The sequence below is a fragment of the Psychrobacter sp. JB385 genome (genome assembly GCF_900163785.1).
Lineage (GTDB): Bacteria > Pseudomonadota > Gammaproteobacteria > Pseudomonadales > Moraxellaceae > Psychrobacter.
The window spans coordinates 414489-439527 of record NZ_FUKN01000014.1; the positions used below are offsets into that span (position 1 = coordinate 414489).

20 protein-coding genes and 3 tRNA genes are annotated in these 25039 nt (G+C 44.5%); 16 read left to right on the forward strand and 7 right to left on the reverse strand.

Annotated features, from left to right (window positions below; genetic code table 11):
• Nucleotides 1-23 precede the first annotated feature (23 nt).
• The 3 genes from CZ794_RS12915 (at nucleotide 24) to CZ794_RS12925 (ending at nucleotide 2502) form a co-directional block, all read left to right on the forward strand.
• Entirely contained in the window at nucleotides 24-662 is a 639-nt protein-coding gene (locus CZ794_RS12915; protein WP_087041997.1) for a carbonic anhydrase, read from the forward strand.
• Nucleotides 663-822: 160 nt separating this feature from the next.
• Nucleotides 823-1392, forward strand: coding sequence for a lactoylglutathione lyase (gene gloA / locus CZ794_RS12920; protein WP_179207315.1), 570 nt, complete (start codon nucleotides 823-825; stop codon nucleotides 1390-1392).
• A gap of 105 nt (nucleotides 1393-1497) precedes the next feature.
• Nucleotides 1498-2502 carry a mechanosensitive ion channel family protein gene (locus CZ794_RS12925; RefSeq protein ID WP_087041998.1) on the forward strand — a complete coding sequence of 335 codons (1005 nt, stop codon included), beginning with the start codon at nucleotides 1498-1500 and terminating at the stop codon, nucleotides 2500-2502.
• A gap of 79 nt (nucleotides 2503-2581) precedes the next feature.
• On the opposite strand, the gene CZ794_RS12930 is transcribed toward CZ794_RS12925, so the two are convergent.
• The 3 genes from CZ794_RS12930 to ribA all read right to left on the reverse strand — a co-directional run bounded on the left by CZ794_RS12930 (nucleotide 2582) and on the right by ribA (nucleotide 5117).
• On the reverse strand, nucleotides 2582-3052 hold the full coding sequence (locus CZ794_RS12930) for a cytochrome c (protein ID WP_087041999.1): 471 nt from the start codon (nucleotides 3050-3052) through the stop codon (nucleotides 2582-2584).
• A gap of 383 nt (nucleotides 3053-3435) precedes the next feature.
• Nucleotides 3436-4434, reverse strand: a complete 999-nt coding sequence (hemF, locus tag CZ794_RS12935) for an oxygen-dependent coproporphyrinogen oxidase (protein WP_087042000.1) — start codon at nucleotides 4432-4434, stop codon at nucleotides 3436-3438.
• An 11-nt stretch (nucleotides 4435-4445) separates the two neighbouring features.
• On the reverse strand, nucleotides 4446-5117 hold the full coding sequence (gene ribA / locus CZ794_RS12940) for a GTP cyclohydrolase II (protein WP_087042001.1): 672 nt from the start codon (nucleotides 5115-5117) through the stop codon (nucleotides 4446-4448).
• A gap of 643 nt (nucleotides 5118-5760) precedes the next feature.
• Between ribA and dxs the strand changes: the two genes are divergently transcribed.
• Entirely contained in the window at nucleotides 5761-7818 is a 2058-nt protein-coding gene (dxs, locus tag CZ794_RS12945) for a 1-deoxy-D-xylulose-5-phosphate synthase (RefSeq protein WP_087042002.1), read from the forward strand.
• 509 nt (nucleotides 7819-8327) lie between these two features.
• Nucleotides 8328-9155, forward strand: a complete 828-nt coding sequence (locus CZ794_RS12950) for an inositol monophosphatase family protein (RefSeq protein WP_087042196.1) — start codon at nucleotides 8328-8330, stop codon at nucleotides 9153-9155.
• 61 nt (nucleotides 9156-9216) lie between these two features.
• Here CZ794_RS12950 and CZ794_RS12955 read toward each other — a convergent pair whose 3' ends face one another.
• A complete protein-coding gene (locus CZ794_RS12955; protein WP_087042003.1) occupies nucleotides 9217-10644 on the reverse strand; it encodes a wax ester/triacylglycerol synthase family O-acyltransferase in 1428 nt (475 codons plus the stop codon).
• Nucleotides 10645-10813: 169 nt separating this feature from the next.
• Entirely contained in the window at nucleotides 10814-11635 is an 822-nt protein-coding gene (locus CZ794_RS12960) for a thiazole synthase (protein ID WP_062843692.1), read from the reverse strand.
• A gap of 573 nt (nucleotides 11636-12208) precedes the next feature.
• On the opposite strand from CZ794_RS12960, the gene gspE reads away from it, so the two are divergent.
• A complete protein-coding gene (gspE, locus tag CZ794_RS12965; protein ID WP_373407940.1) occupies nucleotides 12209-13696 on the forward strand; it encodes a type II secretion system ATPase GspE in 1488 nt (495 codons plus the stop codon).
• A 20-nt stretch (nucleotides 13697-13716) separates the two neighbouring features.
• Here the strand turns inward: gspE and CZ794_RS12970 are convergent, their stop codons facing one another.
• Entirely contained in the window at nucleotides 13717-14208 is a 492-nt protein-coding gene (locus CZ794_RS12970) for a RidA family protein (protein ID WP_087042005.1), read from the reverse strand.
• Nucleotides 14209-14392: 184 nt separating this feature from the next.
• Nucleotides 14393-15040 carry a DUF4442 domain-containing protein gene (locus CZ794_RS12975; RefSeq protein WP_087042006.1) on the reverse strand — a complete coding sequence of 216 codons (648 nt, stop codon included), beginning with the start codon at nucleotides 15038-15040 and terminating at the stop codon, nucleotides 14393-14395.
• Between the two features lie 522 nt (nucleotides 15041-15562).
• On the opposite strand from CZ794_RS12975, the gene CZ794_RS12980 reads away from it, so the two are divergent.
• The 10 genes from CZ794_RS12980 to CZ794_RS13025 all read left to right on the forward strand — a co-directional run bounded on the left by CZ794_RS12980 (nucleotide 15563) and on the right by CZ794_RS13025 (nucleotide 25030).
• Complete coding sequence (locus CZ794_RS12980; RefSeq protein WP_256958984.1) at nucleotides 15563-17038, forward strand: McrB family protein; 1476 nt, start codon at nucleotides 15563-15565, stop codon at nucleotides 17036-17038.
• Nucleotides 17039-17050: 12 nt separating this feature from the next.
• Nucleotides 17051-18607, forward strand: a complete 1557-nt coding sequence (locus CZ794_RS12985; RefSeq protein WP_256958985.1) for an McrC family protein — start codon at nucleotides 17051-17053, stop codon at nucleotides 18605-18607.
• Nucleotides 18608-18842: 235 nt separating this feature from the next.
• A tRNA-Pro gene (locus CZ794_RS12990) sits at nucleotides 18843-18919 on the forward strand.
• Nucleotides 18920-19013: 94 nt separating this feature from the next.
• Nucleotides 19014-19090, forward strand: a tRNA-Arg gene (locus tag CZ794_RS12995).
• A 40-nt stretch (nucleotides 19091-19130) separates the two neighbouring features.
• Nucleotides 19131-19206, forward strand: a tRNA-His gene (locus tag CZ794_RS13000).
• A 441-nt stretch (nucleotides 19207-19647) separates the two neighbouring features.
• Complete coding sequence (locus CZ794_RS13005; RefSeq protein ID WP_087042008.1) at nucleotides 19648-20580, forward strand: AraC family transcriptional regulator; 933 nt, start codon at nucleotides 19648-19650, stop codon at nucleotides 20578-20580.
• A 272-nt stretch (nucleotides 20581-20852) separates the two neighbouring features.
• Nucleotides 20853-21929, forward strand: a complete 1077-nt coding sequence (locus tag CZ794_RS13010) for a hypothetical protein (protein WP_087042009.1) — start codon at nucleotides 20853-20855, stop codon at nucleotides 21927-21929.
• A gap of 85 nt (nucleotides 21930-22014) precedes the next feature.
• Complete coding sequence (gspF, locus tag CZ794_RS13015) at nucleotides 22015-23217, forward strand: type II secretion system inner membrane protein GspF (RefSeq protein WP_087042010.1); 1203 nt, start codon at nucleotides 22015-22017, stop codon at nucleotides 23215-23217.
• Nucleotides 23218-23631: 414 nt separating this feature from the next.
• The gene (gspG, locus tag CZ794_RS13020; protein ID WP_306298361.1) at nucleotides 23632-24165 is read left to right on the forward strand and encodes a type II secretion system major pseudopilin GspG; all 534 of its coding nucleotides are present in this window, start codon (nucleotides 23632-23634) and stop codon (nucleotides 24163-24165) included.
• 301 nt (nucleotides 24166-24466) lie between these two features.
• Nucleotides 24467-25030, forward strand: coding sequence for a protein-disulfide reductase DsbD domain-containing protein (locus CZ794_RS13025; protein ID WP_087042011.1), 564 nt, complete (start codon nucleotides 24467-24469; stop codon nucleotides 25028-25030).
• Nucleotides 25031-25039: the final 9 nt, after the last annotated feature.

The following is a 25039-nucleotide window of genomic DNA, read 5'->3' on the forward strand; positions in this document are numbered from 1 at the left end:
TGTCTGATAATAAAGGATTTCCCATGCCTAATGATAAACGCCCAAACACAGGTCAAGAAGCACTTGAGCTTTTAAAAGAAGGTAATGCACGTTATGTTGACAGTCTTAGCAGCACAGATGCTATGACGCAGCGACGTCCAGAATTGGTCAAAGACCAAGATCCATTGGCCATTATTTTGGGTTGTTCGGATGCACGAGTGCCAGTTGAGATTGTATTCGACCAAGGCTTGGGTGATTTGTTTGTCATTCGGGTTGCGGGTAATATCGTAGCGCCATCACAGATTGGCTCGATTGAATTTGCCGCTGAAAAATTTGGTACAAAACTGGTTGTTGTATTGGGGCATTCACAATGCGGTGCGGTCACGGCCTGCGTCGATGCGCTTATCAACCCTGAACAAAACTACTCTCCTAACTTGCAATCTATCGTCGATCGTATTCGTCCAAGCGTTTACAACTTACACGAACTGGCGACTGCCAATGGTCCAGACGTCGATACTGATGAGTTGGTTGATCGCTCTATTCGCGCCAATGTGCGCATGTCCGTCAGTCAGCTCAAGCATGGTTCGCGTGCGCTAGAGGACTTAACCAATAGTGGTCAATTGCTTGTCGTTGGCGCAGAGTATGACTTAGAGACAGGGAAAGTAAGGTTCTTAGATAGCTAATCTCTTTTTTATATTAGTCCTACCAAATGTATTCTCTTACAAAACCCCCTCAATCTTTTGTCTATTTTTTATTATGATGACAGGGTCAAGCGAGTCGTGACAAACATGGCTCGCTCGCTTTTCACCTTTCTATTCTGTAAAAACTAGGATAAAGCCCATTATGTCTACTTCAATGACCGACAATAATAATCAAACAAACATCGCCCAGCCTGAGAGCAGTATTAAGGCCGAAGGCGTTCAATCTATCTCCGCTCAAACCACAGGCTTTACGTTCAATCACACCATGCTACGAGTCAAAGACCCTGCAAAATCCTTGGCGTTTTATACTGGTGTGCTCGGTATGACGTTGCTTGCCCTAAAAAAATTCCCTGAGATGGGATTTGATTTATATTTTTTGGCCAAGCTTACAGAGAGTGAGCGAGAAAATTTACCAACAGGTGACAATTTGGAAATTTTTGCCTTTCGTCAGCGCGGTATTTTAGAATTGACTCATAATTATGGCACCGAAACCCAAGCGGATTTTAGCTATCATGATGGCAACCAAGAACCACAAGGGTTTGGTCATATTTGCTTTAGTGTGCCCAATCTAGAAGAAGCCGTGGCTTGGTTTGACAAAAATGATGTCGAATTTAAAAAACGTCCAGAAGATGGCAAGATGAAAGGCATTGCCTTTATCAAAGACATTGATGGCTACTGGATTGAGATCGTACAAGCCGAATTGATGGGTTAAAATAAAAACGGACTGAGCCATCCCTTTATTGGCACATCTATAGAGCCAGTACGTACCACGTAAATCCATCAAAATAACCAAGCAAATCGAGGGAGTAACGTTGATATGCCTACCTCTGAGGCAGAAACAGCAGCCAATGTGTCAACAGTGGTCGATACCGTACCACCTGAGGCGTTGACCTATCACAGCATTATCAACTCAGCAAATGAGATAGTGGTTGGCTTTCTTGAGCGTATTCCTTATTTTGTGGCAGCAATCGTTGTTATCCTGATTTTTTGGTTTTTGTCGATTATCTTCAAAAAAGTGGTGCAAAAATTCTTAGGCAATCGCATCCATCATCAGAACTTGGTGAAGGTGTTTCAACGTGTAGGCGGCGCCCTAATTATCTTTGTGGGCGTGATGATTGCTATGGTTATTGCGGTGCCAGGATTCACTCCTGCCAAATTGATTGGGGCACTTGGTATTGGCTCAGTGGCGATTGGTTTTGCTTTTAAAGATATTTTTCAGAACTTATTGTCCGGTATCTTGCTACTCATCTCAGAGCCATTTCGTATCGGCGATCAGATTGTATCAGGAGAGTACGAAGGAACCGTTGAAGACATCAAAATCCGTGCCACAACCATCCGAACTTATGATGGTCGGCAAGTGGTGATTCCCAATTCTGATTTGTATACGTCAGCTTTGACGGTTAATACCGCCTATAAGCAGCGCCGTTTACAAGTCGCGGTTGGCATTGGCTACGAAGATGATATCGAGGCGGCAAAAGCAGAAATCATCCAAGCCCTTAATAAGGCTGATAGTGTGTCAAAAAAGGCAGAGCCAAGCGTCATAGCGACTGGGTTTGGTGATTCAACGATTGATTTGATGGTGCGCTGGTTTATCGATGACGGTACGCAAGCCAACAAAGTGGCCTCCATTCATGAGGTCATTGTTGAGATTAAGACAGCCCTAGATACCGCAGGGGTGAACATACCATTCCCTATTAGGACGATTGACTTGAGTGATCCATCAGTGACAGCCATTGTCAAAAAAATCAACGACGAACGTGCCATCCATCATGAGCAAAATACGAAGCGTGATAAAGGTGTGAATGAGACTGCATCAGAGTAAGTTGTTTGGTACAAAATAAAATGACAAAAACCGCTCCATCATGTGATGCAGCGGTTTTTTAGTGATTGTAAAGGAGTATTTAGTTGGCTTTGGCTCGAAACTCTGTATGACAAGATTTACAGCTTGCACCCACTTCACCAAAAGCAGGCGCGACATCATCAACACTGGTCGCTGTCTGGGCAGCAGCGTTTAGCTCCGCCGTGGCTTTTTGAAAGTTGTCAGACTCAGCACTAAAACCATCAGCATTAGACCAAACGGCTTCAGTGGCGTTACCGGCAGCATCTTGGTTTGCAAAGTGACTCCAAGGGGTTGAAGAATCTTCTGCTAAAAAGGCGGCTTGTTCTTTAAAGACGGCAGCGTCAAACGTATCAGGCGCTTTGACCATATCACCCATGACGCCCATGGCATCACCCCAGCTTTTCATGCTGTCTTGACGGGCTTTTACGTCAGTATCGGTTGGGCTGCTACAGGCAGTGAGACCTAAGGCAGCTGCCATCAATGCCATACTCATGACAGACTTCAATGATTTGTTGGTATGAACCTGTACCATATAAATTGCTCCTTTAAACTTGACGAATGATAAGCGGGCGATAAAATGCTGGCTTCATGTCAAAATATTATTATAAAAATGCCATTTAAACTTAATCTAGAAGCGCCATCACTCCTACATCATTTTTCGAAAAAATATAGGTCATTGTAACCATTATTGACGCAACAATAGTTAAGATAGTTGTTATATCCTCGTAAAATTTATACCAATGATAGGGTGGTTAGAAGTATTTTGAGCTGACTATATTCGAGATTGCCCAAGCCATGGAAAAAAATTAGCCATAAAAAAGGCCAGCAATGATGGCTGACCTTTTTTATGTTAAAGATACTGGTGTTGATGATGATTATACAAAGTGGTTTTTATACCACAGAAAGTGACACGAATTATGACGCCAACCAATCACGCGGTTTTAGGTAATAATCGGTTAATTCAAACTCAGGAGTGCCCTCGGCAGGTTCTAGACGATAATGCCAACTGGCGAGAGGCGGCATACTCACAAGTATGGACTCGATACGACCATTGCTTTGCAGTCCGAATAACGTACCACGATCGTAGACGAGGTTGTATTCTACATAGCGTCCACGGCGATAAAGTTGAAACTCACGCTGCTCATCGGTATAAGGGGTATTTTTACGCTGCTCAAAAATTGGTAGGATGCCATCAAGATAGCCATTACCAACTGCCTGCATAAAATTAAAGCAAGTCTCAAAGTCCCAGCCGCGACTGTCGGTATTGACATCATCATAGAATAAACCGCCGATACCGCGCTGCTCATCACGATGGCGCAAATGAAAATACTCATCGCACCACTGTTTAAAATCTGCATAAACATTGTCACCAAAAGGCGCACAAAGATCATGACAGACTTGATGCCAATGGATGCAGTCTTCGAGCACCGGATAAAATGGGGTCAAATCAAACCCACCGCCAAACCACCATATCGGCTCTTCGCCTGCGGCTTCTGCGACAAACAATCGTACATTGGCATGACTGGTAGGGACATTTGGGTTGGTGGGATGAACCACCAATGAGACACCCATGGCTTGTGCTTTACGACCAGCAATATGAGGATGACGAGCAGTGGCCGAAGCAGGTAAGTTGTGGACATGGATATGACTAAACATGACACCCGCTTTTTCGATGACTTTGCCACCTGCTAATACACTTGATCGTCCGCCGCCGCCTTCAGGGCGCTCCCAATCATCAGGAACAAAGGTTGCATTGCCACCGCCCGCGCGTTCCTGCGCTTCTAACGCTTGGCAAATACGTGCTTGTAAATCGACTAAAAATTCACGCACGCGCACGATATCATCATTGGTAGGTGTCGCCGCGTCATCTGCTGCGGTCAGATTTTGCTGATTATCTAAAGTTGGCATACTCATAACATCTCTGCCTATTTATTGAGGTGTAGGGCGGTATTGAAGTCTTTGTCTAGCAAGTGTCCCATGCGGTCGCGCTTGGTCGCTAGGTACTCAGCGTTCATATCATTTACCCCAACCAATAAGGGCACGCGTTCCACAACCTCAATACCATGTTCAGTCAGGTACGCCACTTTGTCTGGATTGTTGGTAATGAGTCTGACGGCATCGACACCCACATGTGCCAGCATCGGGCCGCACATATCATAGATACGCGCATCCGCAGGCAGACCCAACATGAGATTGGCATCTAAAGTATCATGGCCTTGATCTTGAAGGGCATAAGCGCGAATCTTATTGGTCAGACCAATACCGCGGCCCTCTTGACGCAAATACAAAATAGCCCCGCAGCCCGTCTCTTGTATTGCTTGCATGGCAGTATTGAGCTGCGGCCCACAGTCACATTTTAAGGAGCTAAAAGCATCACCAGTCAGACACTCTGAATGAATGCGAATCAAAGGAAGCGGTCGCTCTATTGGCGTGTCATCTTGACCCACGTCTGAGATTTGATCTTGGTTTTGGTCGACTGCAAACAAACCAACGGTCAGCATCACATGCTCTTGACCGTCATCGTTTTCAAAGATATGAATATCAAACTCGCCATGACGAGTCGGTAGTTTGGCGCTAGTAATAAATTGATATGACATTAATGTCCTACATAATCCGATAATTGTGTCGGTAAAGGGTATGTGATCACCACATTAAGACAGCCATGTGATCCGAGACACATTATTTCCAAGACACATGATTATAGTTATAAGGTTAACAGTATAACCTGTTCGTAGAGACAGCGTGCTGATTGTCGTTATGATGAAAACACACAAAGTTCACAAACGACGCACGATGATTAAAGCGACAATTAAAAAAAAATGCTATTATGCCATACTATTTTGACGGATACAGTGACAAGTCTTTGTCCTTACATTACTATGTCGTCACTAACATCCGATATTGATGCCGATGAATTCAGGCATAATATCAACCATCAGCGTTGACGTATCATAGCTATGATTCATTACTGTCCATGATGGCAGTGTATTTATGTTAAAACAGCACAGATAGCACCTTAGTATTCATAAGCACTTAGAAATACAGGCACTTGGAAGTACAGGCACTTGGAAGTACAGGTACTTAGAAACACAGGCACTTGAAAGAGGCACGTTCCACGTTGTCCGAATAATTATATAGTCAATTACATCAATAATGATGTAGATATTATTGACGTCGCTTAGTCCGCATTATGCGCTAAGACAACGTCTTATCAGCAGATTGGTAGGTATCGTACGGTTTATGCAGCAGTCACCTTCTTCCCCACAGTCTCATTCCGTATCTGCGTCAGCGCTTGATTCTGCTGCCCAGCTGTCGAATTTACAGCAAACTTATACTGTTATTCCGCGTGTGCGTCCTGAAACGCCGCTGCTTGATAGTATCTCTGTTCCCTCTGATCTCAATGATTTTACAACGGCTCAGTTGATCACGTTGGCTGATGAGCTGCGGCTGTTTTTATTGTATTCAGCAGGACAAAGTGGCGGCCACTTTGGTGCTAATTTGGGAGTGGTTGAGCTAACCATCGCCTTACATTATTTATTAGACGCACCAAAAGACCAGATCGTTTGGGATGTGGGGCATCAAGCTTATGCGCATAAAGTATTAACGGGACGCCGTGATCAAATTGGTACGATTCGCTCAAAAGATGGTTTGACTGCTTTTCCTGAGCGAGCAGAATCCGCTTATGATACGTTTGGGGTTGGTCATTCATCAACCTCTATCTCAGCGGGGTTGGGCATGAGTCTGGCGCTGCGTTATCAAGGCCGAGCGCAAACCGTTGCTTGTATTATCGGTGATGGTGCAATGACGGGCGGTATGGCGTTTGAGGCCATGAACGACGCGGTACAGCAAGATGCGGATCTCTTGGTCATCTTGAATGACAACGATATGTCGATATCGTGCTCTATTGGCGGTTTTTCACGGCATTTAGCAATGCTTTGGGAGTCGGGTTATCAAGTAGATATCTCTGATACAGGCGAGCCTATCTTATGTCGTCGCCCCGATATGCAAACGTTTGATCGTCGCAAACGTCATAAAGAGATGCGCGATGTGCCGCAGCTAGAAGACAACTTATTTAAAGCGATTGGCTTTACCTATTTTGGCCCTTTTGATGGTCATGACATTCCTGAATTGCTGCGCGTCTTATCGATTGCCAAGCAGCTAAAAGGCCCTGTTTTAATTCATATTTATACCACTAAAGGCAAAGGGTTTGCGCCAGCTGAGCTGGACCCAGTCGGTTATCATGCGATCAGTAAGTTGCCTGTAGAAGTGCAAACTGACACGAAGAGCAAGACTACAGAAGCTTCAAAAGAGACGGCGAAACCTGCTTTGAAATACTCGCAAGTATTTGGGCAGTTTTTGTGTGATAAAGCGGTCACAGATGATAAATTGCTAGCCATCACGCCTGCGATGGAAGAAGGCTCTGGCATGATCGACTTTGCGCGTCGTTTTCCAGAGCGCTTTTTTGATGTGGCGATTGCTGAGCAGCATGCCGTCACGTTGGCAGCGGGCATGGCAACACAAGGCGTAAAACCTATTGTAGCGATTTACTCGACGTTTTTGCAGCGCGGGTATGATCAGCTGATTCATGATGTGGCACTACAAGACTTAAATGTGATGTTTGCCATTGATCGTGCAGGTTTGGTTGGCGAAGATGGCGCAACCCACGCAGGTGTGTTTGATTTAGCGTTCTTACGCTGTGTACCTAACATGCTGATTGCAGCGCCAAAAGATGAAAACGAATGCTACCATCTGCTTAACACCTGCTATGAATACCAAGGCTGCACAGCGGTACGTTATCCTCGCGGTACGGGTACAGGCGCTGTCATTACTCAGCCAGCACAAACATATAACGTCGGTGAGGCCGTGGTAGAGTCAATCCTTGGTAAGGATATGGCGTCCAAAAAGCTGGCGTTATTGGCGTTTGGTACGACAGTGGCAACCGCTCAGCAAGCCGCCCAAAACCTTCTTAGCGAGGATGTATCAGCAGATTGTCAGGTGCAGGTGGTTAATATGCGCTGGGTAAAACCTCTCGATTCGGCATTGTTAGAGACCTTGTTGGCACAAGGGGTCACGCATATTGCGACATTAGAAGAGCATGTGATTATGGGCGGCGCGGGCAGTGCGGTGAATGAGTATTTGCTCAATGAGTCGCCTGCTTTTAAACGTCAGCATCCTACTATTTGCAATATTGGTATCCCTGATCGCTTCATTGCCCACGGCTCACCAGCAGAGCAGCTTGCTGACTGCGGTTTGGACGTTGAAGGCGTGGTGAAACAGCTCAAGCAGCTATTGTCGTAAACCATAGTTTTATTTTCAAGATTTGTCATGCGTATTGAAGCATGAGTTTTAACAGAAAAAAGCTCGATAGAGCAAACACCTGCTAGCCGTAGGTGCTGACTTTTTTACAACTTGCGCTGTGTATGTGACCACCAAAATATTGGCTTGGTTTGCGTCATGGTTTTTTCGTTTTTATCGAACAATTTCAGGGCCTGTCCTCACTCTGAACGAAAGTATCTAAATGAGCCAAAAATGGTTAAATCTTGCTAAACTGTGTCAAATAGCTGGTTAATATCTCGATATTATCTGCGCTATTTTCCTTGTTTAGCGTCTATTTATCTCATTTTTATCATCATTTTCAAAATGAGGACAGGCCCTAGTATAATGCGATTGTCATTTATAAGTTGTCATTTATAAAAGACAGATTTTAAATCGCATAGATGTGGTGTGATGCGGCGGCTGTTTGGCCTGTTGTGGGCACAGAGTTATTCTTATTTTTTATATTCATTCATCAAGCAAATAGGTTATTTATGGAACCCATGGTCGTCATCGCAGCACGTACTGCTGAAAAAGTTGGTAAAGAAATTTTATATGCGCATCAAAACCGTCATAAAATCGAATTAGATATTGAGTCTAAAGGACTTGATGGTCTAGTGACGCGTATCGATCGCTTCAGTGAAGAGCTGACGATTGAAACCCTAAAAGCCAGCTACCCAAATCATTCATTTTTGGGTGAAGAGTTCGGTATGCAAGAAGGTCGCGGTGAAGACGCCGATTGGTGCTGGATTATTGATCCGTTAGATGGCACTAAGAACTTTGTCCATGGTGTACCGCAGTTTTGTGTATCTATCGCAGTACAGCATAAAGGTGTTACGCAGCACGGTGTTGTCTATGATCCAGTTCGTGATGAGATGTTCTCTGCGAGCCGCGGTAAAGGTGCTCGTCTGAATCAGCGCCGTATCAGCGTGAGCGAACGCAAAACCATCGACGGTGGCTTATTTACGACTGGTCATCCTTTTGAGCGTAAGCGCAATGGTGAAGTAATCTCTTATGCAAAGCAGCACTTTGAGAGCCTACAAAAAGTTTCTGAAGCGGGCGGTCAAATTCGTCGTTTAGGTTCAGCGGCGCTTGATTTGTGCTATGTGGCGGCTGGCCGCTTTGACGGTTATTTTGAGATGTCTATCAAGCCTTGGGATATCGCAGCGGGCGAGCTTATCGTAACCGAAGCACGCGGTGTGGTGGTCGATCATACTGGCGCGCACAACTCTATGACCTCAGGCTCTATCTTTGCTTGTAATGTCAAATTGTTAAAACCATTGATGCAAACGGTCGTTCCTTCGTGGGGCGATGCATTATAAGTACGAGTGTTTAAGAACGCTGGTATGTGAGTAAAAGCACAACCCCTAAAAAGCTGGTTCCCTATGGCGCCAGCTTTTTTGTTTTTGTGGTACAGGTGTCTTCAACCGTGATGCCTTGAAACTCAAGCTCTTTACTCATCTTCTCTAACAGCGTCAACTCCGCTTCTATCAGTGCCAGCATATCTTGCACATGCGGCAAGGCTTTGCTGCAAGCGGTAATACAAAACTCAATCTTATCCAAATAACTGGCCAACGTGATATTCATTGCTTGACCATTGAATACGATAGACGCGGGGTATAACGACTGTAGGCGTGCCCCATTCCAATATAGCGGTTTTTCAGAACCAGGCACGTTGGAGATGATCAGGTTGAAAGCTTGCTTTTTGGGGAACAGCCCCGTTGCTACGTTAATTCCTTCCCACGCATAAGCAATCACACTGTAGTTGATGACTTGCGCCTGATTCATACGGCGGAATCGGCGTTTGCCATTGTTCATACTACGGTGGATTAGTTCAATCCTGCGTAGCGGGTTATCCAAATGGGTGCCTAAGTTTGCCAATACGAATGACAGCTGATTGCCTGCAATGCTGTTGTCAGTACGCAGCGACATGGGCACAAAGGCAATTAAAGGTTTGCTTGGTAGCGCATCCATGGCTATCAAATACTGACGGATGGCACCAGCACAGACGGCTAGTACGACATCGTTTTTACTGATTTTTAATCTTTCGGCAATATCGTTGAAACGCTGTATGTCATAAGATTGTGCCGCAATTCGCCGTGAGGCTGAAATTCGCGTATTCAACACGCTCATTGGGGCATCAAAAGTACCGACGTAACCATCGTCGCCATAATTTTTAAAGTTGTCGAGCAATTCGGTAAAGACAGGCTTGATGGTAGAGATTTGCTCTTTGATGATGCGCCGTACAGATCGCTTGGCAGGTAGCATGGCGTTGACCTGATTGCGATGGCGCGTCATCAATGACCAGACAGGCAGCGTCACAGGCTCATCTGGCGATTGCGAGAGAGAGCGTTGTACCAGACGCATGGCGGCAATACCATCGACCAGTGAATGATGAATCTTAAAATATAATGCAAATCGCTCAGGGCTATGCTCGTTTTCTGGCTGAATGCCTTCGATGATGTGACATTCCCATAACGGCATCGCACGATCTAGCAGACGACCATGCTCTCTTGAAATGTACATGAGCAGCTCGCGAATACGACCAGGACTTGGTAGCGCGACATGATGAAAATGATGCTCAATATCAAAATTTTTGTCTTTTTTCCAAAATATCAGATGCTCTAAAACTTGATTAAAAGGAAAGCTTGGTGGCACATCGGACTCTTGCATCTGCTTGACGAGCTGATAAACAAAATCGCTATCTGCCGATTCTGGTCTTTCAAATAAGAACAAACCACCGACATGCATGGGCTGTTTACGCGACTCAATAAGTAAAAATAACTGATCAACTGCGGTGAGAAGTCGCATAATAAATCCTTTTATGATGATAAATTGAGTAAGAAGTGATCATTGATAGTACTTCATTACTCAATCCTCAAACGGTTATTAAAAAAAGCATCTCGATATAAATGAGCACTATGCCGCTTTTTTATTATTATTTTATAACTACTTTTTTCTCTAGCGCAATAGAGCGATTCTACTGAAAAAAGTAGCCAGTTTGCGGTGAGCTGGCTGTTGCCATTTTACGCATAGGCATGCGCCCTGCCAAAAAGGCGGCACGGCCTGCCCATATAGCATGTTTCATCGCGTGAGCCATCATGACAGGGTTTTGGGCATTGGCAATTGCTGAATTCATCAATACGCCATCACAACCCAGCTCCATGGCTAGCGCTGCATCAGACGCTGTACCCACGCCTGCATCAACCAATACTGGCACTTTGGCATTTTCAATAATTAGGCTGAGCGTGTGACGATTGAGCAGACCCAGGCCTGAGCCAATCAAGCTACCAAGCGGCATAATAGCCACGCAGCCCATGCTCTCTAATTCTTGGGCAACGATAGGGTCATCTGACGTATACACCATGACTTCAAAACCATCATCAATCAAAACTTTGGCCGCTTTTAAGGTTTCGGTCACATTGGGGTAAAGGGTCTTTTCGTCGCCCAACACTTCAAGCTTGACCAAATTGTGCCCGCCCAATAGCTCGCGTGCAAGCTTACAGGTACGAATCGCTGTCTCTGCATCAAAGCAGCCAGCTGTGTTGGGTAAAATGGTGTATTTGTCAGGTGAAATCACATCAAGCAAATTGGGCTCATTGCTGTTTTGTCCAATATTGGTGCGACGAATAGCGACGGTCACAATCTCTGCTCCTGATGCAGCAATAGCGTCACCCGTTTCAGTCATGTCTTTATATTTGCCCGTCCCCACCAACAGTCTAGAAGAGAAGGTACGACTGCCTACAGTAAAGGTATCTTGTAAAAGGGGTGTCGGTTGAATAATGCTAGCGTTCTCTGACATAACGAAAAATCCTAATAGCGGGCGGGCAAGGTAAAAGACAAACAATATGCCGTCTAAATATGATAAAAATGTGCGCTGTGGGTAATCATAACCTACTGTTAGAAAAAGGACTACCTGTACCGACGCACTCAACTTATTTTTATCAAATTCAAATAGCATTGACGGTAATTTTTTTGTGAATATGCTAAAAAAAAGCGGAAAACGAGGGAGTTACAACGCCTTCTATATAAAGTCATACTCATTCAAAACAAAATGCTATTATAACAAACTCATGCAATCTTACTTGCACTCTTTTGGGTTAGCCAGCCAAGCACACTGCGTTTGCACTACTTATATAGTTGGGTCGAAATAAAATAGATACGTGAATAGTTGCGTGCTACTGGTATAAATGTTCTTTACGTGCGGCTAAACAGAGGCTGCGCAACATTTATCTCAGTAGCACTGTATCGGTTTTAGAATAAATCGACTATACGATGCTTGGACACGATTTTTTCTAAAGTTATTTTCCTTTATCAGGCCGTCTTTATGCTGCAATTACCATACAGTTTCGCAAAACGTCATCAAATCTTGGTCATGCTGGCAATCGATCCTGAGCTGCCGCCAACGTTGCTGCTGACCAAAGCCACGCCGTTGTCAGCTATTAATGAAGCGGTGCGCTTTTTACAGCAACAAGGCGTGCGCGCTGTGCCCACTTACGAAAGTGTCAACGCAGACGACTTCGAAAGGCGCATGAATGCAGCGTACGCTGGTAACACGGGTGAATCACAGCATATTGCTGCTGGGCTTGAAGATCATCCTGATCTTGATAGTTTGGCAGACAGTGTCCCTGAGACTGAAGACTTGATGGATCAGCAAGACGATGCGCCTATTATTCGCCTCATCAATGCGCTGTTGTCTGAAGCCATACGTTTGAGTGCCTCAGACATTCATATCGAAACTTTTGAGAAGCGCTTGGTGGTACGTTTTCGTGTCGATGGGGAGTTAAAAGAAATCATCACCCCAAAACGCCAACTGGCACCTTTATTGGTTTCTCGTATCAAAGTCATGGCCCGACTCGACATCGCTGAAAAGCGCGTACCGCAAGATGGGCGCATCAGTTTGAGATTGGCTGGGCGTGAGGTCGATGTGCGAGTCTCTACACTGCCGTCAAGCTTTGGTGAGCGAGTCGTGATGCGTTTATTAGACAAGCAAGCAGGCCGTCTCAATATGACCTATTTGGGATTATCTGATAATGACTATAGTGAGCTTAAACGTTTGATTCATCGTCCACATGGCATCATTTTGGTGACAGGGCCGACAGGCTCAGGCAAAACCACGACGCTTTATTCGGCATTGACGGATTTAAACGATCAAACCCGTAATATCTTGACCGCTGAAGATCCAATCGAGTTTCAGCTTGATGGTATCGGGCAAACGCAGGTCAATAATAAAGTCGATATGACCTTTGCCAAAAGTCTGCGCGCGATGCTGCGTCAAGATCCAGATGTGGTGATGGTGGGTGAGATTCGTGATCTTGAAACCGCAGAAATCGCCGTACAAGCGTCATTAACAGGACATTTGGTATTATCAACGCTGCACACCAATACGGCCATTGGCGCGGTTACTCGCTTGCAGGATATGGGTGTTGAGCCATTTTTATTATCGTCATCCTTGATTGGCGTGGTAGCTCAGCGTTTGGTGCGTACTTTGTGCTCACACTGTCATGGCTGGCAAGTAGCTGACACGGAGCAAGCCAAATTGTTTACAGAGATTGGTGTGGAGATTCAGAAGGGAGCGGATAGCGCTATTCAATTACCCAAACCGATTGGCTGCGATAAATGCAATCAATCAGGTTTTAAAGGGCGTACGGCGATATATGAAGTTGTGCCCATTGATGACACGCTACGGCGCATGATTCATAGCAATACCGCTGAGTACGAGCTAGAAGAGTACGCACGTTTGCAGACGCCATCGATTCGTGCTGACGGTCTGCGCAAGGTCATAGAAGGGCGTACCACATTAGAAGAGGTACTACGAGTGACCAAAGAAAGCGCGCTCACTGATGAGGCGATTATTAGCTAATCGAGTTTTCTATGGCGATATTATTTTATTGCCATACACTCAATCTCAACGCTCGCACCAGCTGCCAGCTCTGAGACGCCAAAGGCAGAACGTGTAGGATAGGGTTTGTCCATCTCTGCTTTATACACGCTATTGAAATCGTCAAAGTCGTCCATGTCGGTGAGCATTGCCATACATTTGACGATGTCTGACTTTTGATAACCGTATTTTAATAAAGTGGCATTGATATTGTCTAAGGTTTGTTTGGTTTCAGTTTTGATGCCGCCTTTGATTAACCTACCTTCTTTTAAGCCAATCTGACCAGATAAGTATAAGGTATTGCCAGCGCGTACCGCCTCTGAAAAAGGATAATCAGTGCTTTCGCCAAGAAAGACAGGGCCAGATTTTGCAGTAGTGGCAGCGGGTATTACTAGGGGTGCTGCATTGGTCGCCATGGTAAATCCTACGGAACAGGCCGTAATGAGCAACGCCTGAGACAATGTTTTAACCAATAGCTGAGTATTTTTGGACATCACTGTCTCCTGAGTTATTATTTTTTTGATTATCAATATATCCAGCACGCGCTGTCAAGCGATTGGTACATGGTTTTTATAGATATGAAGCAAAAGCCTGCTACTTATTGGCAGCAGGCTTTGTTATTAATGGTTTGAATTATCGGCTGACGCATGGAGTCGCTATTACAATCAGTAGCGATTTTTAAGACGGTTCACTGTTTTTGCCTTGGCGACGCGCCTCTAACTCGGCTTTGGGTATCCATGCCCATGTCATCTCAACCACGATAGGATCGCGCTCGCTATCAGACTCACGGTCATGAATCACGCAAGGAATCACCATATCACCTTTTGGGGTGTTTAAAATATCTAAGCGCTGCTCATCTGATAAACTGGCGATGGCGGCTATTTGGCCTTTTTTGATCGGGCGATAAAAATTGACCGAATACGACTTAATCAGTAGCACACGATCAGAGGGCAAGTTTAAACCCAAAATAAAACCAGTGGCTGTCTCTGCCAATAACGTGATGGCCACGGCATGAATAGACCCGATATGGTTTTGAACCGTTTTGGTATTATTCAAACTGACCACCACTTGGTTGGGCTCGACCGTTTCGTAATAAACTCCCGTCGTTCCTACGTAGGGGACGACTTTACCAAAAGCTTTAGACAAGATGCTAGAACGCGCACTGTTGGGCAAGTACTTGGTGACAGATAAGAGCTTGGTGAATTGGTTACTGATGGGTCTGAGCGTACTGTTTGATGGTTCGACTGGCAATCTTGCGTTGTCAGAAACTTTGGTTGGCGATTTTTTTGCCAGTTTGATAGGCAGCTTTTTTAATAATCCTGACATACAAAATTCCTTAAAGTGAAGTGGTTTCAACGTGTTAGTGACAGGGTATGGTCAGCTCAATATAAAAGAGCGCTGCGTGCGACTGGTACTCATTTTTTTTGCGTACTAATACAGAGGCTACGTAAGACTCATTCCAATCGCACTGTCTCGTTTTTACAGTCAATCGGCTATCGTTCAAGTAAGCTGAGCTTATGAAAAGTGATACTTCACACGATTGAGAAGCGTAACCTTACAAGCTTTATCCTAGCAGCTATTTGAACTATGGTACATTAACGCAGGTATCTCGACCATTATTACAATGAACTGCTGCGCTCAAAAAATCGCAGTCATGCAATGCGATGGCTGAGTCCTATGCTCTAGCCAAATGCCCAATATTCAACCAAGCTAAGCAAGTACAAGAAATGGCAAGGTCAGTTACTTATGTATCGGCAGCTAGATGCTAGGTCGCGAGCCGCGCTATAATAGTGAGATTTTAGCGTGTTGTATGTGTTTCTCACGCAATTTTTACTGCTGGATAATGTCATGCCTGATATGTTTCATCATAAGCCTCTCAATATCATCTACACAGGCGTCGCTGGTACGGGTAAGACTCACCGACTGCTACAAATCGCTAAAGACTATACCGATTATCTGCCAAAAACCAATCATAAGGATTTGCTGGTACAGCTCTTACAAGAATTGAGCTGGCGTGAAGTGGTGTGTTTGATATTTTTGGAGTTTCAATCCAGAAAGCAAGACTTAGTAAAAGTACCTGAGCTTGTCAATCATGAGTTTTATATTGCAAAAGCCTCATTAAATGCGCGTGACAATCATTTGAGTAACACGGCATGGGCGGTACTACAAACACACAGTCCTACTGATTCAAAAACAGTCGTTTCTAAAAACCGAGCCAGCCAAGCTTATTTTGACAAAGACCATAGCGGCGCATGGTATTTATTGCCCGACAGCCTCACGCTATTAGAGGACTTATCACAGCAGTTAGCCGAATTTCAGCAGGCGCAGCAGGATTGTCATACCGGTCAAGGTAGACGCTTTAGCCAACAGCGCTTTAGCATGGTCAGCTTCCATCAGGCCTATGGTTATGAGGAGTTCGTAGAAGGGATTCGCCCCGTCATGACAACCTCTCACCCCAATAAAGACAGTCATATACAGGCCAATAATATACCTGCCCAAATGAGTTATGCGATCCAAGAAGGCGCATTTTTAAAGCTTTGTCAGCGCGCGGCTAATAATCCTGATCAGCGTTATGCGGTGCTGATTGATGAGATCAATCGTGCCAACGTCTCACGTGTGTTTGGGGAGTTGCTCAGTCTGATTGAGCCAGATAAACGAGCTGGTATGCAAAATGCGATGACGGTCAATCTCGCCTATTCTGGACGGCCCTTTAGCTTGCCTGCCAACGTCGATATTTATGCCACGATGAATACGCAAGATCATTCTTTGGCGCCACTTGATATGGCGCTGCGTCGTCGTTTTCGTTTTATAGATTGTCCACCGCAGCCTGAACTGTTACCTATCATTACTCTTGGCACAGACTCACAGACTGATGATGCTGTAGAGATTGATTTGTCCAAATTATTGATGGGTTTAAACCTTCGTATTACGCAAGTCTTAGGGTCAGAGGCCCAGCTTGGACATGCTTTTTTATGGTCGGTGAGCACCCTTGAACAATTACAAATAGCACTGAGTGAACAAATTATTCCACAATTGGCACAAGCAGCAGGTGGACAAGTTGCCGTTTTACAATATATTTTTAAAGATGAGCCGCAGCCACTGAGCGCGCAGTTTATTCAAGACAATCAAGCACTGATGAACCATGACGCAAGTCATCACATGGACAATCAAAGCAATACCGCCGCCCAGCATCCAATGTTTTCAGGACACAACGCTTTTCTGACGCAGTCGATGACTACAGGTAATTATAGAATCAATGCAGATCTCATCACCAAGACAGGCGAGTTTGCCAAGCCCTTTGTCTATCAGCGTTTGTATGATTAAGGATGTGGCGCAATGATTAATAGCCAAAAGTCCCATCAGAATCAGAATTCTACGTTAATGCAAGCGAGTCGCACCCAGATGGATACGCTTCCGAACAATCACAGCAATCACAGCAATCACGTCATCACTGTCTTTGAGCATCAACGTCTGACAGCACAAGACTTCATGCACAGCGCTGATTTTTATTGGCTGATGGCACAAGAGTTTGCAGTATTTACTATTAAGCGTAAGCAAGGGGCGTGGCAATTAAAGGTTGGCCATTATATCGGTATCGTCTTATTACCTAGTGGCGTGATGCTTGAGATATTGCCAAAGCTAATGGCCAATCATGACAACCCTCGCATACAGCACCAATCTGGTCATACCGCCTCGCATCAGAGCCAATTAGAAAAAACCCGTCAATGGGTGCAAAACATGTTGTTTGATCTGACTCAGCGCAGTGAGCATCCCTGTAAGTTACCCAATACAAAAAATTTGGGTCAACTGAGTCATCATTTGACAGCTTTGCCCATAGCGACATTGCCACTGCCTGATTGGCTGATTGAGCAGTTCTTACAGAGATTGGCACATTATCAACCGACCAGACACTATCAGGCACAGACGCATAATCAATCTTCATTGCAGGGCCGGTTGCTCATCAAAGAGCAGCTTCGGCATAACAGTATGCAGCCGCATAAATTCATGTGTGAGAGCAGCGTGTTGCATCAAGACATGCTGGGTAACCGCGTGATTAAAAGTGCTTTGGTCATATTGGCACCTATGTTTTCTAAATCTGTATCGCTCAAGTGCTTACAAGCATGGCAAAAAGTACCTATGCTGACCCAGCATGAGAGGCAGCAGCTAACATCGATTTACCAGCGAGCAAAGCGGCAGCTTGACATGCAGCCACTAAAAGCGCAGCAATTACGAGCGGCGCAGCAATTATTAGACTTGGCATATTGGTTATTACAGCAATCAGATATGGCCACAGGCAATGGTATCGCTCCAAAAAAAATCTCTAAGAGCAATGTATCTGAACTGCGTTTGTGCCTTCTAATCGACATGAACCAAGCGTTTGAACAATGGGTAAGTCAGCGCATTGCATCGACATTTATGCAAACGAGTCGCCAATACCGACCGCTGTATCAAACGCAGCGGGTTTGGCTCAGCGATGCAGAAGGGCAGGCATGCTTGTCTATTCGTCCAGATTTGCTGATGTATAAGGCAGCCACGAGTCACGCGCATCATCACAGCCAAAGCCATACAAACGATGTGCCTGATACCAACGTGTCAGGGCACTATAGTCATGTCATCGATGTTAAATGGAAACCGCTATCTCACGCAGCTTTGATTAGTGCAAGTGATGCTTATCAATTGACAAGTTATGCGCAGGCATATCAAGCACAGCAAGTGTGGCTGGTCTATCCTGTTCAAGATGACGTGCGGCAACCCATTGCACTCAAACAAGTACAGTATGAGAACGAAAACGCTGACAATGAACGCGAGCATGCGCAATTGTGGCTCATGCCATTCAATGTTCTAACAGGGTCTATCAACAGTGGCTTGCTTCCTAAATTAGATATAGTATAATCACGCTACGGGCGATGGCATATCATGGCTGGTAAGAGTTTTGGTCTCACGTATTTTGATAAATAATGCGTATTTTTCAAATAATTGCGAATTATTTTAAATTAATTAAAAATAGGTGTTGACACAATCGGCTTTACCCCTTAATATGTGCACCTCGATAGCGAGGAACATTAACAAGTTAGCGGCATTGCCAATAACGAGTTGGTTAACAAACTATCGTGATAATAGAGAATTTCGGAGTGTGGCGCAGTTTGGTAGCGCATCTGGTTTGGGACCAGAGGGTCGTAGGTTCGAATCCTATCACTCCGACCATCTATTTTAAGAGCCTTACAGGCTTTTTTTTATGTATAATGATTTAGTTTAAGATATCTCTTGAACTGATGTAATATATAAAAAGCCCCTAAGAGCGCCTGTAGCTCAGTTGGATAGAGCACCTGCCTTCTAAGTAGGTGGTCGCAGGTTCGAGCCCTGCCAGGCGCACCATTTAGCCTGCATATTTTGCCAGTCCTTGGCAACAGTTATGGCGGTTGTAGCTCAGTTGGTAGAGCCCCGGGTTGTGATCTCGGTTGTCGTGGGTTCGAGTCCCATCAGTCGCCCCATTTTTATTCTGCAAAACCCCCTCTTTGTTCCCATCGATTTTATCTTATTATATGTTGTGCTATTATTATCAGCCGCTGCCATCTTTGGCATTTTTGCGTGTCTGGTTGGTTTTGCATTAAATTCTATATATTCGTATTTAAGAATATAATAAGTAGTTGCGGTACTTTTTCTAAATATTTGACGATCCTTTTCATAGAAAGCGACAAACGGTCAAGTGCTGTATTAGAATAGGACGGTACTCTCATTGAATACCCATACTTTGTTAGTTGATATAAGATTCAACCGCTACCATACGAGTCTTAATCAAACTGGTGCAAAAAATATAATGAAACATCATGTATTACACATTGAGTGAGTTTAAGGCCATCGTAATTAGTAGGTAGGTGTTTGCTTATTTTTGATAAGCTACTACTGACCTTGTACAATTGAGGAAGTGATTGATGGACGCATTAAGTGTCTTGTTGCAAAACGTGCATTTGTTTGAAACCAAGTATTATCGTTTGAATGGTAATGGAAATTGGTCTTATTCTATTACTAGAAAGGATACCCTTTTATTTTATCTAGTCATGTCTGGAAGCTTTTGTATTGATGTTGGTAATGGCCTAAGACAAGCGCATGCTGGCGATATCATCATGATTCCCAATGCCTATCAGCATGTCAGTTACGCCCTCAATCACAATGGTAATGATGCCAAACCGTTAGATGAGATGCTGACGCACTGTAAAGAGCACACGCTTGAAATCGATGGTAATGGTGAGCCAAATTCGTCGTTGATATTGATAGAATGCAAATATGATAAAGAGATGATTCGTCCTTTATTGTCGATGTTGCCACCCATTTTGCCTGAAATTAATGAGAAATCAGGTAGGTTTGAAGTTATTGATGTCGAAATCAAGCTTTTGACGTTGGAAGCAGAGAGCGAGCGCATGGGCAAAACGGCGATTATCAATCATTGGGCAAGTATCATGATGATTGAATGTTTGCGTGTGTACATTGAAAAATTGCCAGAGGCGACAGAGAATTGGCTCAAAGCCATGAAGGATCCTTTTTTGACCAAAGCGCTGGCAGCGATGCATGAAGCGCCGAGTCAAAACTGGACCATCCATAGACTTGCTGAGACGGCAGGTATGTCGCGTTCAAGCTTTGCTCAGCGTTTTAAAGAGACGGTTGGGGTGCCACCGCTGACGTATTTGATTGATTACCGCTTACGCCTTGCCGCGCGGTATCTGCGCTTACAACAAAACAGCATCAGTCGTATCAGTGAGCTGGTCGGCTACGCTTCTGACTCTACGTTCAGTCAAGCATTCAAGCGTGTTTATGGCGTATCACCAAAAGCGTACCGTCAGCAATATCGTCAACAAAACATCGCTTAGCCAAGCACAATCAGATATTTTTTGCTATAGACAGGCATTAAGGCAATTACTACGCCCTTAATGTCTGTTTTTGTATATACGTATGACTTTCTAATGAGGTAAGCGTTCTGGTTCTGGCACGTGGTATTTTGATGATGCAAAGCTGACAATGTGTGTGTGTTCAGGTACTATGGGAGGATGAATCATCTAGACGAGAAGTTTGTTAGTGCGCCCTATTACTGATAGTGCAGTATGATCTAGATGATGTTTATTTTTGCTGCTGATGGTATGTTATGACTGAACCGACCGCAAAGCCAAACGCACACCCCAATAATCAACAGGGCACTGCTGCGTCTACCAACGAATCAAGTAAGACGAGTGACAATCGTAATGTGACAAAAAGCAAAGGCAATCAAGGTTTGGTAGAGCCTTTGTCAAAGGGTCAAATGACTGACGCACTCGATAAAGCGGCGTTACTGGCACTCTTTGTATTACCAGATGCGGCAGAACCCGTTGCTGGGCAAACCACTGCTGAAAATACTGCCGTCGGAGGCAGTGCAGAGTCGTCTACTGCGTTGTCTGAGAGCAGTATTGCTGAGCAGCGAGTAGCGCTTTATCACACTCAACATGAGCGTACGCGATTACTGTATCTTGCCTCAGCTGCCATACGTCCCACTTATTTGGTCCAAACACTCAAATCGCAATTTGCCGAATATCATCAATACCTACTCGCCCAGCAGCTCGATAAGCGTGGTTTGATGGATACAGATGGACTAGAGCGTTTGTGGCAGCAGCTACACGTGGTCGATGATATTATCGCTGATATTGTGCGCCATATGCCAGCGCAGCAGCCAGCAGGATGGCAACTCACCACGCAAGATGGACACAATCCATTGTGCTTTGCCACTGTTGGTAAGCTCAAACATGGCAAACCGATTCGAGATCAAAGCAGTTTAAATAGTTACGTCCTCGGTCATTTTGGTGTCAGCAGCTTTACCTATGATCGCGGCTACTATATCGGGCATGTGGTTGGGTATTTATTCAGTTGCTACTTTTGTGCGCATCTGTCGATCAGTTATGGTGTCTCAGCGCTTGGTCAGCAAGTGATCACAGACTATGATTATGCCAGCCTAGAAACTCCGCATATGGTGAGATTGCTACAAGGATTGGATGGTTATTGTAAAAAACGCATTTATCAACTGGCGGTTATTTGTGCACGATTGAGTGTGTTTGCCAGTGACAAGCGTATCGAGAGAATGCTCATTGCAGAAGTCAATGATTTTGATAAAAAGTTGCAACAGCAGCATCTAGACGTCTTGTTATTACAAGGGTTGATGCCAGACAGTAATGATTCTACCCCACTTTTTTGAACATGTTATACGCTAGGTAAAGACGCTCTTAAAGCAGGTGCTTAAACCTGTACCGTTGTTTGTTGACCTTAGGATATCTGCTGCTATGCCCGCTTATCATTTTAAAGCGCTTGACGATCGCGGCGGTGTCCAAAAAGGCTTGCTTGAGGGCGACTCTGCACGGCAAGTACGTCAGCAATTGCGTGATAAGCAGTGGACGCCTGTTGAAATCAGTGCAGTCAATGATCGACAAAGTCAACATAAAAGCCGCTACAAAAAGCCCTCTGCTTATGAATTGGCGTTACTCACACGCCAATTGTCTGTCTTATTGGCAGCTGGTATTCCGCTTGAAGAAACCTTGGCAGCCGTTGCCAAACAGTCGCCAAAAACCCATATCAAATCATTAATGCTTGCCGTGCGCTCCCATGTGCTAGAAGGTCTGAGCCTAGCGCGGGCGCTACAGCAAGCGGCGAGCTTTCCACCTTTGTACATTGCCACCATTGCGGCTGGCGAAAAATCAGGACATTTGGATTTAATTCTCAACCAATTGGCAGATTACACCGAAAACCGCTTCGCCTTGCAAAAAAAGATTCAAGGCGCGATGGTGTATCCCATTGTACTGATGGTGATGGCAATTGGGGTCATCATGGGTTTGATGAGTTTTGTTGTGCCCAAAATCGTCAAAGTGTTTGAGCAATCTGAGCAAGCATTGCCGCTGATTACTCAGGTGGTGCTGACGCTTTCAAACATCATTACCCAGTGGTGGTGGTTGATGCTATTGGTGTTGGGCAGCATGGCGTTTTTATTCTATCGCTTTGCCAAAACCAATGCTGGCAAGCTGACCATCGATAGCGTGGTGCTTAGATTGCCCATATTGGCACGACTGTCTAAAGGACTTAATGCTGCGCGCTTCGCCAGTACGCTTGCCATATTGGTGCGCTCAGGCGTGCCACTAATCGAAGCTTTACACATTGGGGCGGCAGTAACCACCAATTTGCATATCAAACAGACCATTATCGTCGCAGCCGATCGAGTGACTGAAGGTTCAAGCTTGTCGAGTCAACTTGAAAAATCACCATACTTTCCCCCAATGATGGTACAAATGATCAAAAGTGGTGAAAACTCAGGTGAGCTTGAAAACATGCTCAGTCGCGCAGCCAATATGCAAGAAGCTGAGGCGACTAACTTTATCAGCACGTTATTGTCACTACTTGAGCCTCTGATGCTGGTACTGATGGGGGTTGTGGTGATGATTATCGTAATGGCAGTCATGCTACCAATCGTCAATATGAACGATTTGGCAGGTTAATAAATAGCCATTGCCATATCTTTTCATTGTCGCTTTGGCTTTATTAAAAAATAGATTCATCGCTTATCTGGTTTTTTACCTATCTTTTATTACCTCTATCTTACTAAATCTTGTGTTAGCTTTCTTAAGATTTGCTTACTGTAGTATATTTTTGATTCGCACATTTTTCTGCTATGTTAACGACAACCATACCGCTATAGTAAGCACGAATGAACACTCACTTTTATGACCTATATTTTAATAAAGTCATAACGCGTATTGCTGGTGACGGTTTATAACAATCCACCAGCAATGCTGGATAAAACCAAAATCATGGTTTATAGTGATAATGGTTTCAATGCTCATTATGATGATGCTAATGAGTGCGATTTGGACACTACATTTACTATGTATATAACCGTGATGACAAAAGTTATGACTGACACAAACCCTGTGAATACAACACTAAAGTACACCATAGATTCTGCCAATGTTCAGGCAAATGATACGCACGATAATAAAACTGTTTTTCAGCAACGCAGTGTAATAAGCCGATCCAATCAGTCAGGTTTTACCCTTATTGAGATTATGGTGGTCATTGTTATTTTGGCCATTCTTGCGGGCTTAGTAGTACCAAAGGTAGTTGGGCAGAGTGATAAAGCTCGCGTTAAAACGACTGAGACTGCGCTGGCTACGGTATCAAATGCGCTCGATATGTATAAGGTAGATAATTCACGTTATCCGACCACGGCACAAGGGCTAGAAGCGCTGACTACGCCACCCGCCGAGGCCAAAAATTATCCCGATGGTGGTTATATTAAAGGGGGCTATCCAACGGATGGCTGGGAGAATGAGCTGCAATATGTAGCACCAGGTAGTGAAGGCCGACCTTACGATTTATTTTCATTGGGGGCAGATGGTCAGCAGGGCGGTGAAGGTCAAGATGCTGATATTTATGCCACGTTATAAGTTTTAGACTCGTCAATGCAAAAACCTTGGCAGCAAGAAATTTTCTGATATGTGGCTTGTTTACCGACTAAGTCATGTCCGACAATCGCTATACATCAATCAATCCTATGATTGGTTGATGTTTTTATCAGTAGATAAAATAAGCGCCATTTCATATATATTCTTACGTTTTAAGACAGTTCTATTATTTAAGATAGTCCTATTATAGGATTTTAGACATTGATGGCAACGACTTCGCTGTTGTCAGAGTCGCTAGGTTTTAATCAACTGTCATCGTAAGTAGACATTAAGGTAATTACTCATGTTAATTGAAATACCAACAACGACACCCATGACTACAGGCAAATGTCATTCTAAACAGTCTGGTAAGTTTGCTATCGTGAGTGCCGCGCTGATCGCCGCTTTGTCGATGGTATCCATCAATGCTCAGGCAGCAGGGTTAAATGAGCTGTTTGGCAACAATAATGCTGCGCAGTCCAAGTTTTTGCCTGTAGAGCAAGCGTTCCAAGTAAGTACCATGACCAAAGCGACCGCCAAGGGTACGCAGTTATCCATCAATTTTGACATCACGCCTGGTCATTATGTGTACAAAAATCAGCTGACGTTGAACTTTCCTAAAGGGGTGAGTGCAGCGCCTTTTACCTTTAGCCAATCGCCTGTTTCTATCGATGATCCTACGTTTGGTAAAGTGCCTGTATTTACGCAAAAAAATATGGTGGCGACTACCACACTAACCACCAAGAATGGTAAAGCTGCAAAAAATGTCCCTGTGGTGATCGGTTGGCAAGGCTGCGCCAAAGCAGGATTGTGCTATCCACCAGAAAAACTTAAAACCACAGTCAATATTGCTGTAACACGCAAATAAACATTGTAT

What these genes read in the sequence shown, in the direction of transcription:
- CZ794_RS12915 (WP_087041997.1), top strand. Translation starts at nt 24, where the DNA reads ATGCCTAATGATAAACGCCCAAACACAGGTCAAGAAGCACTTGAGCTT.
- gloA (WP_179207315.1), top strand. Translation starts at nt 823, where the DNA reads ATGTCTACTTCAATGACCGACAATAATAATCAAACAAACATCGCCCAG.
- CZ794_RS12925 (WP_087041998.1), top strand. Translation starts at nt 1,498, where the DNA reads ATGCCTACCTCTGAGGCAGAAACAGCAGCCAATGTGTCAACAGTGGTC.
- CZ794_RS12930 (WP_087041999.1), bottom strand. Translation starts at nt 3,052, where the DNA reads ATGGTACAGGTTCATACCAACAAATCATTGAAGTCTGTCATGAGTATG.
- hemF (WP_087042000.1), bottom strand. Translation starts at nt 4,434, where the DNA reads ATGAGTATGCCAACTTTAGATAATCAGCAAAATCTGACCGCAGCAGAT.
- ribA (WP_087042001.1), bottom strand. Translation starts at nt 5,117, where the DNA reads ATGTCATATCAATTTATTACTAGCGCCAAACTACCGACTCGTCATGGC.
- dxs (WP_087042002.1), top strand. Translation starts at nt 5,761, where the DNA reads ATGCAGCAGTCACCTTCTTCCCCACAGTCTCATTCCGTATCTGCGTCA.
- CZ794_RS12950 (WP_087042196.1), top strand. Translation starts at nt 8,328, where the DNA reads ATGGAACCCATGGTCGTCATCGCAGCACGTACTGCTGAAAAAGTTGGT.
- CZ794_RS12955 (WP_087042003.1), bottom strand. Translation starts at nt 10,644, where the DNA reads ATGCGACTTCTCACCGCAGTTGATCAGTTATTTTTACTTATTGAGTCG.
- CZ794_RS12960 (WP_062843692.1), bottom strand. Translation starts at nt 11,635, where the DNA reads ATGTCAGAGAACGCTAGCATTATTCAACCGACACCCCTTTTACAAGAT.
- gspE (WP_373407940.1), top strand. Translation starts at nt 12,209, where the DNA reads ATGCTGGCAATCGATCCTGAGCTGCCGCCAACGTTGCTGCTGACCAAA.
- CZ794_RS12970 (WP_087042005.1), bottom strand. Translation starts at nt 14,208, where the DNA reads ATGTCCAAAAATACTCAGCTATTGGTTAAAACATTGTCTCAGGCGTTG.
- CZ794_RS12975 (WP_087042006.1), bottom strand. Translation starts at nt 15,040, where the DNA reads ATGTCAGGATTATTAAAAAAGCTGCCTATCAAACTGGCAAAAAAATCG.
- CZ794_RS12980 (WP_256958984.1), top strand. Translation starts at nt 15,563, where the DNA reads ATGCCTGATATGTTTCATCATAAGCCTCTCAATATCATCTACACAGGC.
- CZ794_RS12985 (WP_256958985.1), top strand. Translation starts at nt 17,051, where the DNA reads ATGATTAATAGCCAAAAGTCCCATCAGAATCAGAATTCTACGTTAATG.
- CZ794_RS13005 (WP_087042008.1), top strand. Translation starts at nt 19,648, where the DNA reads ATGGACGCATTAAGTGTCTTGTTGCAAAACGTGCATTTGTTTGAAACC.
- CZ794_RS13010 (WP_087042009.1), top strand. Translation starts at nt 20,853, where the DNA reads ATGACTGAACCGACCGCAAAGCCAAACGCACACCCCAATAATCAACAG.
- gspF (WP_087042010.1), top strand. Translation starts at nt 22,015, where the DNA reads ATGCCCGCTTATCATTTTAAAGCGCTTGACGATCGCGGCGGTGTCCAA.
- gspG (WP_306298361.1), top strand. Translation starts at nt 23,632, where the DNA reads ATGACTGACACAAACCCTGTGAATACAACACTAAAGTACACCATAGAT.
- CZ794_RS13025 (WP_087042011.1), top strand. Translation starts at nt 24,467, where the DNA reads ATGTTAATTGAAATACCAACAACGACACCCATGACTACAGGCAAATGT.